The sequence below is a fragment of the Pantoea sp. PvP021 genome (assembly GCF_054056055.1).
Map to the genome: position 1 here is coordinate 134,735 of NZ_JBSRXX010000002.1, position 13,199 is coordinate 147,933.

General features: G+C 57.0%; 12 protein-coding genes. 2 read left to right on the forward strand and 10 right to left on the reverse strand.

Annotated features, from left to right (window positions below; translation table 11 throughout):
* Positions 1-53: 53 nt before the first annotated feature.
* The 9 genes from ACVKSX_RS09710 to ACVKSX_RS09750 all read right to left on the reverse strand — a co-directional run bounded on the left by ACVKSX_RS09710 (position 54) and on the right by ACVKSX_RS09750 (position 9,362).
* The gene (locus ACVKSX_RS09710) at positions 54-1,124 is read right to left on the reverse strand and encodes an iron-containing alcohol dehydrogenase family protein (RefSeq protein ID WP_010247378.1); all 1,071 of its coding nucleotides are present in this window, start codon (positions 1,122-1,124) and stop codon (positions 54-56) included.
* Between the two features lie 9 nt (positions 1,125-1,133).
* Complete coding sequence (locus ACVKSX_RS09715; protein ID WP_010247380.1) at positions 1,134-1,802, reverse strand: methionine ABC transporter permease; 669 nt, start codon at positions 1,800-1,802, stop codon at positions 1,134-1,136.
* Positions 1,790-2,578 carry a methionine ABC transporter ATP-binding protein gene (locus ACVKSX_RS09720; protein WP_010670747.1) on the reverse strand — a complete coding sequence of 263 codons (789 nt, stop codon included), beginning with the start codon at positions 2,576-2,578 and terminating at the stop codon, positions 1,790-1,792. The genes ACVKSX_RS09715 and ACVKSX_RS09720 overlap by 13 nt, the downstream gene beginning before the upstream one ends.
* On the reverse strand, positions 2,571-3,374 hold the full coding sequence (locus ACVKSX_RS09725; protein ID WP_010247386.1) for a MetQ/NlpA family ABC transporter substrate-binding protein: 804 nt from the start codon (positions 3,372-3,374) through the stop codon (positions 2,571-2,573). Before ACVKSX_RS09725 ends, ACVKSX_RS09720 begins: the two co-directional genes overlap by 8 nt.
* A 22-nt stretch (positions 3,375-3,396) precedes the next feature.
* A complete protein-coding gene (locus ACVKSX_RS09730; RefSeq protein WP_191923945.1) occupies positions 3,397-4,416 on the reverse strand; it encodes an isopenicillin N synthase family dioxygenase in 1,020 nt (339 codons plus the stop codon).
* Between the two features lie 131 nt (positions 4,417-4,547).
* Positions 4,548-6,863: a molybdopterin-dependent oxidoreductase gene (locus ACVKSX_RS09735; protein ID WP_354438748.1), complete on the reverse strand. Its 2,316-nt coding sequence runs from the start codon at positions 6,861-6,863 to the stop codon at positions 4,548-4,550.
* 3 nt (positions 6,864-6,866) lie between these two features.
* On the reverse strand, positions 6,867-7,535 hold the full coding sequence (locus tag ACVKSX_RS09740) for a methionine ABC transporter permease (protein ID WP_033773838.1): 669 nt from the start codon (positions 7,533-7,535) through the stop codon (positions 6,867-6,869).
* Positions 7,519-8,553 carry a methionine ABC transporter ATP-binding protein gene (locus tag ACVKSX_RS09745; RefSeq protein ID WP_010670742.1) on the reverse strand — a complete coding sequence of 345 codons (1,035 nt, stop codon included), beginning with the start codon at positions 8,551-8,553 and terminating at the stop codon, positions 7,519-7,521. Before ACVKSX_RS09745 ends, ACVKSX_RS09740 begins: the two co-directional genes overlap by 17 nt.
* Positions 8,550-9,362 carry a MetQ/NlpA family ABC transporter substrate-binding protein gene (locus tag ACVKSX_RS09750; protein WP_163851938.1) on the reverse strand — a complete coding sequence of 271 codons (813 nt, stop codon included), beginning with the start codon at positions 9,360-9,362 and terminating at the stop codon, positions 8,550-8,552. Before ACVKSX_RS09750 ends, ACVKSX_RS09745 begins: the two co-directional genes overlap by 4 nt.
* A 219-nt stretch (positions 9,363-9,581) precedes the next feature.
* On the opposite strand from ACVKSX_RS09750, the gene ACVKSX_RS09755 reads away from it, so the two are divergent.
* Both ACVKSX_RS09755 and proP read left to right on the forward strand, forming a co-directional pair.
* Positions 9,582-10,760, forward strand: a complete 1,179-nt coding sequence (locus tag ACVKSX_RS09755; RefSeq protein ID WP_064690724.1) for an aminotransferase class I/II-fold pyridoxal phosphate-dependent enzyme — start codon at positions 9,582-9,584, stop codon at positions 10,758-10,760.
* 309 nt (positions 10,761-11,069) lie between these two features.
* Complete coding sequence (gene proP / locus ACVKSX_RS09760) at positions 11,070-12,536, forward strand: glycine betaine/L-proline transporter ProP (protein ID WP_010670739.1); 1,467 nt, start codon at positions 11,070-11,072, stop codon at positions 12,534-12,536.
* A gap of 53 nt (positions 12,537-12,589) precedes the next feature.
* Here proP and ACVKSX_RS09765 read toward each other — a convergent pair whose 3' ends face one another.
* The gene (locus ACVKSX_RS09765) at positions 12,590-13,177 is read right to left on the reverse strand and encodes a CGNR zinc finger domain-containing protein (protein ID WP_010670738.1); all 588 of its coding nucleotides are present in this window, start codon (positions 13,175-13,177) and stop codon (positions 12,590-12,592) included.
* Between the last annotated feature and the right edge of the window lie 22 nt (positions 13,178-13,199).

The window sequence follows — 13,199 nt, forward strand, 5'->3', positions numbered from 1 at the left end:
TTACTATTGGTAGGTTATCAAGCAACGACCACTGATCGATTCGCTGACCGCACTTACTGTTTAAACGCAGAAGTCGCCAGCAAGGCCTGCTCCAGCAGAGGGTGATCGAACGTAAAGGGAAGGTGCGCCAGGCTGGCGGAGGGGAAATGGATCTGCTGCGCAATCTCTCTTACCCTGTCCGCGTTAATCGCCGCAGGCAGCGTCAGGGGAGAGTGGAAACGGCGCAGCAGCGCCAGCAGTTCAGGCTCCACCTGCTTACCCTGCTGTTCAATCCAGGATTGTACCAGCAAGCTAAAGCCGACCTTTTCACCATGCAGCCAGTTATGCAGCTCTGGCTGGTGAGTCAGGCGATCGTGGATGATATGGGCAAAACCGGGGGTTGCCATCTCATCCTGAATACTGTTAGCCAGCCCCGCCAGCACAATGTTGGCTTCAATCACTTTCTCCAGCGCCGGGGTGACCTGCTGCCTGATGTTATCGGCCACTGCCGTGTCTCCCCAGCGTTTCAGCACCGTCACCGCCTGCCAGGCGGCTGCGACTTTAAGATCCAGCGCCAGCTGATGCGGCGTCTGTCGCTGATAAGGCTCAAATTCAAACCATTTGGCCAGCGCATCCACGATCCCGGCCCGCAGATAGCGTACCTCGCTGCGGGCGATAACCTCGCTGTCCACCAGAATCCGCTCCGGCATGGCATTCAGTGGCTGGCTGCGCAGATGGCCGCCGCGCTCATCATAGATAATCGCCAGCGGAGACCAGGCGGCACAGGTGGCGGCCAGCGTGGCGAAGTTAACCAGCCGGATATCCGGCAGCGCATCATTGACCGCTTTGGCGCAGTCCAGAACCCGCCCGCCGCCGACTGCCAGAATCAGGGTAGCGCCGTGCGTCTGCACCTGCTGTTGCAGGGCAGCAATCGCCGCGTCGGTACACTCACCGGTCAGGGTGTCGAGCTGCCAGCGGATCCCCGCCCGTTCCAGACTTATGCTCATGTCAGGATTCACCGCCTGCCAGGCCCGCGGCGAGGTGAGGATGTGAATATGCGAGGCAAGCGGCCGGATAATTTCTCCCACCCCGGCCCGCAGCCCTGGCCGTTGCAGATAGCCTTTCGGCGACATCACGCGAAACATCGTTCCCCCTTATCGACGATAAGCCAGCGAGCGTACCAGCCGGTCGCCGAGTTTCTGAATAAGCATCACCAGCGCCAGCAGCACTACAATGGTGGCCGACATGATTTGGTTATCGAAACGCTGATAACCGTAGCGAATCGCCAGATCGCCCAGCCCGCCACCGCCAACCACGCCCGCCATCGCCGAGAAGCCAATCAACATCACAATCGTCAGGGTAACGCCCGCCACCAGCGCGGGAAGCGCTTCCGGCAGCAGCACACGGCTGACGATATGCCACAGGGTACCGCCCATTGATACCACCGCTTCTATGCGGCCGCGGTCGACCTCATCCAGCGCGTTCTCCACGATGCGGGCGAAAAAGGGAAATGCCCCCAGCGTAATCGGCACAATAGCGGCAGTGCTGCCCAGCGTGGTGCCGACCAGCAGACGGGTAAAGGGGATCAGCGCAATCAGCAGCACCACAAACGGCAAGGCGCGTCCGGTATTTACCAGCGTATTCAGCAGCAGTGAAATCGCGCGATTGGGCAGAATGCCTTTTGGCCGGGTCAGAAACAGCAGCACGCCTACCGGCAGCCCTATCGCGACCGTGAACAGGGCCGCCAGCAACACCATATACAGTGTTTCGCCAGTGGCGTTCAGCAGCAGTTCCTGAAACCGCTCACTACTCATGCTACGCATCGGGTTAACGCCTCACGCTGATATTTTTCGATAAACGCCCGGTCTGCTTCGCCATCCTTCAGCAGCATTTTGCGCAGGCGTCCCTCTTCACGTCCCATGATCTGGCTCAGGCTGCCGCTCTCAACCAGCTGGCCATTCTCAAGCAGCGCCGCCCCGTCACAAATCCGCTTCACCACCGCCATTTCATGGGTGATCAATACAATGGTGATATTGAGCTGCTGCTGAATATCGGCCAGCAGATCGAGAATTGAGGTGGTGGTTTCGGGATCCAGCGCGCTGGTCGCCTCATCGCACAGCAGATAACGGGGTCGGGCGGCCAGCGCGCGGGCGATGCCGACGCGCTGTTTCTGTCCACCGGAGAGCTGCGACGGCCAGGCCGCCGCAAAGGAGGCCAGCCCCACCAGTTTCAGCAGCGATGCGACCCGCTCGCGGCGTTCAGCCGCAGGCACACCGGCAATCTCCAGCGCCAGATCGACGTTGTCCTGCACGTTGCGCGAATGCAGCAGATTGAAGTGCTGGAAGATCATCCCCATCTGCTGTCGCTGCTGACGCAGTTGCGCCAGGCTCATCGCAGCGAGATCCTGCCCGTCGATTTCAATCAGGCCGCTGGTGGGACTCTCCAGTCGATTGAGGCAGCGCAATAGTGTACTTTTGCCCGCTCCGCTCCGGCCAAGGATGCCAAAGATGGTCCCCTCTTCGATGGTGAGTGAGATGTCGTCTAACGCTGGCGCAGATGCGCCAGGATACTGTTTGCTGAGATGACTGAGTTTAATCATGCTGCTGGTCCGCAACCGGAATCACTGAGCCCTGATAATTTTTACGGATAAACTCCGCTACCTGCGGCGAGCGCAGATCTTTCGCCAGCTGTAACACGCGGGGATCCTTCGCCAGTTCTGGCGTCGTTACCAGCAGGTTGGCGTAGGGATTATGTGCTGCAGACTCCAGTCCCAGCGCATCTTTCGCCGGGGTCAGACCTGCTTCCAGCGCGTAGTTGCCGTTGATAATTGCGGCATCCACATCATCCAGCGAGCGTGGCAGCTGCGGCGACTCAATCTCAACGATCTTAATTTTCTTCGGGTTATCACTGATATCTTTTGGCGTCACCAGCGTCGAACCCGTTTCACCCTGCGCGTTGAGTTTGATCACCCCTTTGTCCTGCAGCAGCCAGAGTGCGCGGCTCAGGTTAGTGGTATTGTTAGGTACCGCAATGCTGGCCCCTTCAGGTAGCGCCGCTAAACTTTTCACTTTCCGCGAATAGATACCCAGCGGCTCGATGTGAACACTGGCGGCCACGGCAAAGGTTTTCCCCAGCGCCTTCTCCTGATCTTTCAGGTAAGGCAGATGCTGGAAGTAGTTGGCATCCACATCCCCGGCGGCCAGCAGCTCATTGGCATTCACGCCCCCGCTCAGCTCAACAATTTTGAGATCCAGTTTCGGATCCAGGGTTTTGACATACTCCAGGATTTCCGCATGGGGCAGCGGATCGGCCGCTACGCGCAGCGGCGCGGCCTGTAAACTCTGGGCAATCAGCAGTGAAAGACCGGCCAGGGCCAGAAAGCGCTTTTTAATCATCATCATTTATCTCTTATCGTTATCAGTGGGTGTTGTGTTCGGGGTAGAAACGCTGGGCAACTTCCGGATGCGAACGCAGCCGGCCTTTAAGGTAGTTCCAGCCCACTTCGCGCAGCAGCGGATTAAGCGGATCGCTGCTCGGTCCCTGTGCCAGTTCAGCCAGTTGAGGAGGCAGTTGATAGATCGGCACCACGGCGTCGAGTTGAGCGCCAAGGAAAAAGGCGATGGATAAGCGCTCGCTGCTCTGCGGTGGCGACACCACACGGTGCACCGTTGCGCGAAGATAACCGTTGGTTGCCAGCTCCAGCAGCTCGCCAATGTTCACCACAAACGCGCCCGGCAGTGGTGAGGCATCGATCCAGTTGTCCGGCGTCACTTCCACCTGTAAGCCCGGCTGATCGTCCTGCAGTAACATCGTCAGGAAGCCTGAATCTTTGTGCGCGCCAACACCCTGGCGTGATTCGCCCTCCGTGCGGCCCGGATAACGGATCAGTTTGATATGTTCGTTGGGATAGTCGCCATAGAGGTTATCGAAGGCGTTGCGCGGCAGATTCAGTGCCCCGGCAAAGGCGCGCAGCAGCTCCAGCGCCACCGCTGTCATCTGCTGCTGCCAGCGGGTGACCACCGTTTGCAGTTCAGGTAAAGCTTCAGGCCACTGATTCGGCCCCTGCATCCGTTGCCAGGTGGGTGAATCGGCGGTAACGGGCAGCGCTTCCCGTTCCGCACCAATATCAAACTGCTCGCGATAGTCAGGCTGGCTGCGGGTTATTTCAACCCCCGCCAGGTTATAGCCGCGAAAATGCGGCGAGTTCGCCATCGCCACTGCGGATTTATCCGCCTGTGACAGGGCAAAAAATTTCCGCGCGACGTGCTGAACCTCATCTAATAATTCACGGTCGATACCGTGATTAATTAAATAGAAGAAACCGACATCACGCGCGGCCTGGCTTAATTTTTCCAGGACCTGTTGCTGCTGCTGTTGATTACCTGACAATAATGCGAAATCAATTACCGGCAATTCTGCTGTGGTTAACGCGCTCATGATTGACACTCTGTTGGCATGGAATCGCTTTACACTGCCATTTCATTTATGCGTTAACTACCAACTAATCCTGCTATGTATATGCGACGGATGGGAATATCCCACCACGCCGCGGGCTTTAAACCCGCAGATTACTCTGCGCTCCACGCCACGAATGCCGGCGGTAACCATGCCGTAATCTCAGGCAAAGGCTGTTGATAAAGCGCAATCTCGACAAAACAGGTCTGCGCACTGCACCCCTGGCCGAGTCGTGAACTGCCGCTATCCTGGGTCAGCACATTGGGATTGCCATGTTTATCCAGCGGCTGGCCCTCCTGCTGATCGAGCGGGTCATACCAGGCGCCGGTCGACATCTGTACGACACCCGGCAGGATATCCTGCGTCAGATGCACACCCGCCAGCAGCGCGCCGCGTCCGTTAAAGACTTTTACGATGCTGTTCTCCTCAATGCCGCGCGCAGCAGCATCTTCAGGATGCATCCAGAGTGGCTCACGCCCGGCAATTTTGGTGGCCCGGCTGACCCGTCCATGATCGTACTGACTATGCAACCGGGTCCGTGGCTGGCTGGAGAGCAGATGCAACGGCCACTGCTGCTTTTCCTGCTGTTGCGCCTGGTATTCCGGCGCATACCAGCAGGCAAATCCGGGCGCTTCGTCATACCCGAAATCGGCCACCTGCTGAGAAAAAAGCTCGATTTTCCCCGACGGCGTGCTGAGCGGGGCTGACTCCGGGTTATCACGAAACGCTTTTAGCAGGATCTGCGGCGTCTCTGGCGCGGGATACTCCACCACGCCCTGTGACCAGAACGCCTCAAATGGCGGCAGTTCGATGCCCTGCGCTGCCGCGCGTGGCCGGGAATCTTCATAGAGTGACTGAAGCCACTGGCGCTCATCCCGTCCCTGCGTAAAGGCGTCAGCAAAACCGAGCCGCTGCGCCAGGGCGGCAAAAATTGCGTAATCCGATTTTGCCTCGCCAAACGGCGGCAGATGCTGCGGCATGGCGATGATAAAACCGTCGTTGCTGGCGCTGCCGATATCTTCACGCTCCAGCGACGTGGTCGCAGGCAGCACGATGTCGGCAAATTTTGCCTGTGCCGTCCAGAACTGCTCATGCACAATTACGGTGTCCGGCCGCTGCCAGGCGCGTATCAGCTTGTTGATATCCTGATGGTGATGAAAGACATTGCCGCCCGCCCAGTAGACCAGCCGGATGTCGGGATAGACCCGCTGTTGCCCATCAAACTCATAGTGCCCTCCGGGATTGAGCAACATGTCGGCGATGCGTGCCACCGGAATCGTCTGCTGCACCGGATTATGACCGGCGGGCAGACGAGGCCCGGAAAACTGTCGCCGGGCGGCACCGGCCAGATTGGTTGAGGCGTAACCAAAGCCCAGCCCGCCGCCGGGTGTGCCAATCTGACCCAGCAAAGCGGTGGTCGCAACGGTGGCCCAGAAAGCCTGCTCGCCCTGCCGCGCCCGCTGCACTGACCAGGCAATATTCACCATCGTTTTATGCGCCGCCATCTGCCGTGCCAACGCACGGATCTCCGCGGCCGCCAGCCCGGTCAGCGGAGCGGCCCATTCTGGCGTTTTAGCTATCCCGTCGCGTTCACCCAGCAGGTAGGCGGCATAGTGGTCAAAGCCCACCGTGTAACGTTTTGTGAATGACGCATCGTAAAGAGATTCAGTAATTAACACCTGCCCGATTGCCAGTAACAGCGCCGTATCGGAGCCGGGCTGTATCGCCAGCCACTCCGCATCCGCCACCCCAGCGAGATCGTTTCTGACCGGACTGATGTTGATAAACCGGGTGCCATTCTGCCGTAGCGTGGTTAACCAATGAGAAAGCGCATGGTCATTAGCCCCGCCGCCATTGACCTGCGCATTGCGCAGCGGCAAACCCCCGATAGCCACAAACAGTTCGCAATGCTCTGCCAGAACCGGCCAATGGGTATGGTGACGTTGTAACTCATCGAGGTTGCCGATGATGTGCGGCAGCGTGCGTTCACCGGCCGCAATGCTGTAGGTGTTGGTGCTGGCGATATAGCCGCCATAGTGGTTAAAGAAACGATGAAGCTGGCTCTGGGCATGATGGAAACGTCCGGCACTCGACCAGCCGTAAGAGCCGGCGTAGATCGCCTGATTGCCGTGCTCTGTTTTGACACGCCCCAGCTCCTCCGCCACCAGTTGCAACGCAACATCCCAACTCACTTCCACAAACGGCTCTTTGCCGCGCCCGTTGCGGGATGCGCTTCTGTTCTGGAGATAACCGAGCCTGACGGCCGGATTTTTGACCCGGGTTTCGCTTTGCACCGCGCCCGGTAACGACTGCCCGATCGCAGAGGGATTACGGTCCCACGCCACCGGCCTGACCGACGTCAGCGTGTCCCCTTCGGTGGTGACGTGATACGTGCCCCAGTGCATAACAGCTAAATCATTCTTTTTCATGGCTCACTCGCGTCGGATACGGCGCGAGAGACGCGTACCCAGGGTTTGCAGTAGCTGGACAATGACAATCAGCACCAGCGCAGTCGAAATCGTAGCAAAGGCATCAAAGCGCTGATAGCCGTAAGTAATGGCGAGGTCGCCAATACCGCCGCCGCCCACCGTGCCCGCCATTGCCGTCGCACCCAGCAGGCCGATAGTGGCGGTGGTCAGAGCTAACACCAGCGACGAGGCGGCTTCCGGTATCATGAAATGCCATATGGTCTGCAGCGTGGTGGCACCCATCGCATTGGCTGACTCCAGAATGCCCTCATCCACCTCCAGCAGCGCATTCTCCACCAGCCGTGAAATATAGGGCGCGATAAATATCACCAGCGGCACAATGGCCCCCGCCGTACCGATGGTGGTGTTCACCAGCAGGCGCGTCAGCGGCAGAATAGTGATCAGCAGAATAATAAACGGCAGTGAACGGATGATATTCACGATCGGGTTCAGCAACTGATGTACCAGTCGATTCGGCTGTATCCCACCCGGACGACAGATCACCAGCACAATGCCAAGCGGCAGGCCCAGCAGAGAACCAAAGCCCAGAGATAGCGCCACCATGATCAGCGTGTCCTGCATCGCCGTCAGGAACTGATCGCCGGTAACGGCGGTTTCAAAGAGTTCTGACATCACTGATTTTCACTCCGGTCGCGATGAGAAACTGGATGGCCGCCTCGCGTCTTGCGGGCTCGCCTTTGATCTGCACAATCATGAAACCCAGAATGGTACGCTGTACTTCCGTCATGCTGGCGAACAGGATATTCACTTCAACCTCATGTTCACGGATCAGGCGATTGATGATCGGCTGTTGTGCCGTGCTGCCGACAAACTCCAGCCGCAACACGTCGACAGCCGGATGCTGGCTTAACAGCGCAAGGGTCTGCTGTGGCAGGCGATCGTGGATAACGGACTGCACAAAGCTGGCGCTCACCGACTGTTGCGGTTCAGCAAACAGCGACAGGACATCGCCCTGTTCAACGATACGGCCCTGCTCCATCACCGCCATCCGGTTGCAGATCTTCTGGACCACCGACATCTCATGGGTGATCAGGACAATGGTGATGCCGTAACGCTGATTAATCTCCTGTAACAGCAGCAGAATCTGTACCGTGGTCTGGGGATCCAGCGCGGAGGTTGCCTCATCACACAACAGAATCGCGGGATTGGTTGCCAGCGCGCGGGCAATTCCGACGCGCTGTTTTTGTCCGCCGGAGAGTTCATCCGGGTAGCTGTGGGCTTTGTCGCTGAGGTTAACAAACGCCAGCAGCTCCGCTACACGGGTGGCGATAAAATCTTTATCCCGGCCCTGTAAAATCAGTGGGATGGCGACGTTGTGAAACACCGTTCTGGCATTGAGCAGATTGAAGTGCTGGAAGATCATGCCAATCTGCTTTTTGACCTGAATTAAGCGCTTTTTGCTGATCCCTTGTAACGCTTCACCCTGCACCTCAACCGAGCCGGTTGTGGGGGTCTCCAGGTGATTAATCAGGCGCAGCAGCGTACTTTTTCCGGCTCCACTGGTGCCGATGACGCCAAAGATGTCACCCTGGTTGATGCGCAGATTAATCTCCTTCAGCGCCTGCACTTCTGCACCGTTACGCGCAAATGTTTTGCTGACATGGCGAAACGCAATGGCTACCTGACTCATTTGAAATAATCTGGCAGCAGATAGCCCGCATACTGCGCATTACCGGTGATATAGCTTTTAAATTCTGCTGAGTGGTAGCCGGCAATAATGTCACGGGCAAACTGAGCCTGCTTATTTTTATCGGCTACCGTCACCACGTTAATAAACTGGCTGGTTGCCGCTTCCAGTTTCAGTGCCGAATTGAGTTTCATGCCACTGGATACCGCGAAGTTGCCCTGAATGACTCCATAGTCAACGTCGGGAAGTGCACGCACCTGCTGGGCGTTATCCATCTCTTTGAGCACGATTTTGTAGGGGTTTTCCGTGATATTTTTCTGCGAAAAAGTGGCAGCATCGCTATCGGGGCTGATTTTGAGCCAGCCGATGCTCTGGAGTAACAGCGCCGCCCGATACTCATTTGAGGGCTGGTTGGGCACAGAGACCGTGCTGCCTGGTGCGGGTTGAGTCAGCGTTTTCACGCGCCCAGAGTAGAGCCCCATTGGCGGGGTCGGCACCTGCACAATCCCAACGTTATCAATGCCAAGCCGCTCATTAACCGACTTAAGATAGACGGGATGCTGCATGATATTGGCGTCAATCGTCCCGCGATGAACAGCATCATTAACCTGAATTCCATCACTGAAATCTTTATACTCCAGAGTATACCCCTGCCTGATTAATAAGGGCGCGACGCCTTTTTCAAATTGCTCTTTATAAGGCCCTGGATTAAATCCAATCCGTATTTTCTTCTGGTCGGCTGCCTGAGCGGCAGAAATAAAAAGGCTGGCGGTGGTCAGTGCCAGAATAATTCCCCGGGATGTGATCTGCATTGTTTGCCCTGATTCATTATTGTGAGAGCGATCGATTTAATCACAGCCATCGCGGAGAGGAACAGGCAAAACCCAGCCCCGACTTTGGCTTATTTATGCTAACGATAGTCACACGCTGGATATTCGAATCCTTGCAAAGAACAGCGTTATTTCTGCTAAAGATTTTAATGTCAGCTGTGTCATTCTTCCCCGCTTAACACTGTTTATTGCGGGAGAGATATGGCGGAGTTTGCAGCTTCAGAGATGGTCGCAGGGCTGGAAGAGAACCTCTTCAGCATGCTGGAAAAGCAGGCAGCACAACTGGATGATGCGCTGTTACCGCTGATCGATCTCTCTTCCGGCAGTCCACGTCAGCCAACGCCGCCCGCGGTAATCGCTTCATTACAGGCTGCGGCAGCGAAACCGGAGAACCATGAGTATCCCTCGTTCTGGGGCAAACCCGCGCTGCGACGTGCTATCGCAGCCTTCTACCAGCGTCACTACGGCGTCACGCTCGATCCTGAAACTGAAGTGGCGCTGTTCCAGGGCGCGCACATTGGCGTCAACGGTTTTCCCCGCGCCCTGCTCAATCCGGGGCAGGTGTTGATCTCTACCGATCCCTGCTATCCGCTCTACCGCTCAGCGGCCCGTCAGGCAGGTGCCGATTTTTATGGCATTCCGCTGGAGGCGCGCAATGATTTCCTGCCCGATTTCACCCAGGTGCCGGACGATATCGCGGCGCGTGCCGGTCTGCTGCTGCTCAATTATCCCCATAATCCCACTGGCGCACTGGCGACACCCGCGCTGTTCGCCGACGCGCTGGCCTTCGCCCGCCAGCATCATGTTCCGCTGATTCATGACTTCGCCTATGCCACGCTGGGCAGTGAGTCGGGCGAACAGCCGCTGAGTCTGCTGGCACAGCCCGATGGCAAAGCCTGGGGCGTGGAAATCTACACGCTGTCAAAAAGCGCACTCATGGCAGGCTGGCGGGTGGGATTTGCGGTGGGAAACGCCTCGATGATTGCGGCATTTAAAAAACTTCATACTCATAGCTACAGCACGGTGTATGGCGCGGTGCAGGATGCCGCCATCACCGCGTTGTCGCTGCCCGCTGAACAACTCAGCTTGCTGGCAGAGCATTACCATCAGCGCCGCAGAGTGATTTTAGCCAGGCTGGCAGCAATGCACTGGCCGGTACGCGCCCGTCAGGGCACCTTTTTCCTCTGGCTGGCAGCGCCAGCTGGTTTCACCGGGGAGCAATTCGCCGCCCTGCTACTGGCCCAGTGTCATCTGCTGGTGGCACCGGGTAACGGGTTTGGCGCAGCGGGTCGTGATTATATTCGCATCAGCCTGACAACCGGGACGGAGCAATTACTGCAGGCGCTGGATCGCATCGACGAACTGAAACTGTTTAAGTAGCGCATCAGCACCGGGAAAACCAGTTCCAGATATAACCAGAGCACCAGCCGCAAGTTATTACCAAATGTTCAGACCCGTAAGCAGGCGTGAATAAGTTCACTATGCTGGGTTTGTCAGTAAATGCAGTTATTTCGGCTGAAAACTTGCAAAAACTTACAATCGTAGTCTAGAGTTTACCGGCTGCGGTTTCTGCCGCTTCACTTAAAAATTATTCGGCTTCTTATAGCTTTCATTTCCACGGTTTCTTCTGAACATTGTTTGCGGCTGCGAAAGCTATAAGACTCCTTCATTGATGCACCTGAGGAGAATATGGACACCAGAAACTCATCGTCTGAACACCCAAAGAAACATTTCTGGAACAGGAAGCCAAAAGAGCTGACTGTTGACGACATTACCGTAATCGACAACGACATGCTGAAGCGTGCAGTTGGCGCAGCTGCGTTAGGTAATGCGATGGAATGGTTCGACTTTGGCGTATACAGCTATCTCGCCGTGATCATCGGCAAAGTCTTCTTCCCGGATGCCAACAACGCGGTGCAGCTAATCGCCACCTTTGGTACGTTTGCCGCGGCCTTCCTGGTCCGTCCGATTGGCGGCCTGGTATTTGGCCCGCTGGGTGACCGCATCGGACGGCAGAAAGTGCTGGCGATGACGATGATCATGATGTCGATTGGTACGTTCTGTATCGGTCTGATCCCGGCTTACTCTTCAATAGGCATCATGGCACCGATTCTGCTGCTGGTGGCACGTCTGATCCAGGGCTTCTCAACCGGTGGTGAATATGGTGGCGCAGCGACCTTTATCGCGGAGTACTCTACCGATAAACGCCGGGGCTTTATGGGCAGCTTCCTGGAATTCGGCACCATCGGTGGTTACCTGCTGGGTGCCAGCCTGGTCACGGTGATGACCACCGTGATGTCGAATGAGGCGATGATGTCCTGGGGCTGGCGCGTGCCGTTCTTTATCGCCGCGCCGCTGGGCCTGTTTGGTCTCTATGTGCGACTGAAGCTGGAAGAGACTCCGGCTTTCCAGCAGCACATGGAAAAACAGGAAGCACTGGAGCAAAGCAAGCCGCGTCTGACGCTGATGCAGATGCTGAGCAAATACCGCGCACCGATGATGAAATGTATCGGTCTGGTACTGCTGTTTAACGTCTCTAACTACATGCTGACCTCGTACATGCCGAGCTATCTGACCGGCGTGCTGGGTCTGCCAGAGTTGAGTGGCCTGCTGCTGGTGATGGTGGCGATGTTCGTGATGATGCCGCTGACGCTGCTGTGGGGTCGCTGGACTGACCGCATCGGTCGTCGTCCGGTGATTGCCTTTGGTGCGGTGGGTCTGATCCTGCTCGCCATCCCGAGCTTTATGCTGATCGGGTCCGGTAATATGTGGGCGGTATTTGGCGGCCTGATGATTCTGGGTGTACTGCACACCTGCTTCAGCGGCACTATGCCTTCGACGCTGCCTGCGCTGTTTACTACCGATATCCGTTACAGTGCGCTGGCCATCGGCTTCAACCTGTCGGTATCGCTGTTTGGGGGTACGACACCGCTGATTACCGCGTGGCTGGTGGATACCACTAAAAACAATATGATGCCGGCTTACTACATGATGGGCGCGGGCGTGATTGGCCTGCTCACCATTCTGACGGTACGTGAAACAGCCCGTCAACCGCTGACCGGTTCATCCCCTGCGGTAGCGACCAAAGCGGAAGCGCATCGCCTGATCGACAAGCTGCGCAAGCGGCACAAGCCATCAGCGACCACCGCGAAATAACTGTTCTGACACCCTGCTCTGCAGGGTGTTTTTTTATCTGCCATCCGATCTGTTTACCCAGCTGATTTAACTGCCCTGAAACGCGCCACTTTCGCCCGATTGCCACACAGCGCCATGCTGCACCAGCGACGGCGATGCGCTTTGGTGCGATCGTAAAACCACAGTGTACAGGCGGGATGTTCACAGCCACGGACTCTGCTGAAGTCCTCCTGCGCCAGCAACATCGCGGTCTGTTCCGCAACCTGTCCCAGCCGCTGCATCACACTCTGGCCCGCATAGACCCGCCTGATTTTTAAGGCACCCGGCTCCCCGGTCATTTGCAGATGGCTGGTCGCTTCACCCAGCCAGGCGTTCAGCGCCTGAATATCAACGCCCTCTCCCGCTTTGTGCTGCTGCACGTTATCACGAATGATCTGACGTAAGTGACGCGCTGCTTCCAACAGTGCACCCGGTTCATGCTGCGGAGCCGGGGCATCTGGTGCCAGTCCGGCCTGGTGTAGCCAGGCTTCAACATCCTGATCGGTTTGCCAGAAGTCGTGCGGCTGGCCTTCCACGATGGCCAGGGTATTGATGAAATCCAGCGCCGGATGATCAGCCAGAAACCACGGTCCCTGGGCGGTGTGTGATTGCGTTTCCGCCATGATATTGCCTCCCTTGTTAACT

Excerpts from the sequence above, each read along its gene's own strand:
- ACVKSX_RS09710 (WP_010247378.1), bottom strand. The coding sequence starts at position 1,124 with ATGTTTCGCGTGATGTCGCCGAAAGGCTATCTGCAACGGCCAGGGCTG.
- ACVKSX_RS09715 (WP_010247380.1), bottom strand. The coding sequence starts at position 1,802 with ATGCGTAGCATGAGTAGTGAGCGGTTTCAGGAACTGCTGCTGAACGCC.
- ACVKSX_RS09720 (WP_010670747.1), bottom strand. The coding sequence starts at position 2,578 with ATGATTAAACTCAGTCATCTCAGCAAACAGTATCCTGGCGCATCTGCG.
- ACVKSX_RS09725 (WP_010247386.1), bottom strand. The coding sequence starts at position 3,374 with ATGATTAAAAAGCGCTTTCTGGCCCTGGCCGGTCTTTCACTGCTGATT.
- ACVKSX_RS09730 (WP_191923945.1), bottom strand. The coding sequence starts at position 4,416 with ATGAGCGCGTTAACCACAGCAGAATTGCCGGTAATTGATTTCGCATTA.
- ACVKSX_RS09735 (WP_354438748.1), bottom strand. The coding sequence starts at position 6,863 with ATGAAAAAGAATGATTTAGCTGTTATGCACTGGGGCACGTATCACGTC.
- ACVKSX_RS09740 (WP_033773838.1), bottom strand. The coding sequence starts at position 7,535 with ATGTCAGAACTCTTTGAAACCGCCGTTACCGGCGATCAGTTCCTGACG.
- ACVKSX_RS09745 (WP_010670742.1), bottom strand. The coding sequence starts at position 8,553 with ATGAGTCAGGTAGCCATTGCGTTTCGCCATGTCAGCAAAACATTTGCG.
- ACVKSX_RS09750 (WP_163851938.1), bottom strand. The coding sequence starts at position 9,362 with ATGCAGATCACATCCCGGGGAATTATTCTGGCACTGACCACCGCCAGC.
- ACVKSX_RS09755 (WP_064690724.1), top strand. The coding sequence starts at position 9,582 with ATGGCGGAGTTTGCAGCTTCAGAGATGGTCGCAGGGCTGGAAGAGAAC.
- proP (WP_010670739.1), top strand. The coding sequence starts at position 11,070 with ATGGACACCAGAAACTCATCGTCTGAACACCCAAAGAAACATTTCTGG.
- ACVKSX_RS09765 (WP_010670738.1), bottom strand. The coding sequence starts at position 13,177 with ATGGCGGAAACGCAATCACACACCGCCCAGGGACCGTGGTTTCTGGCT.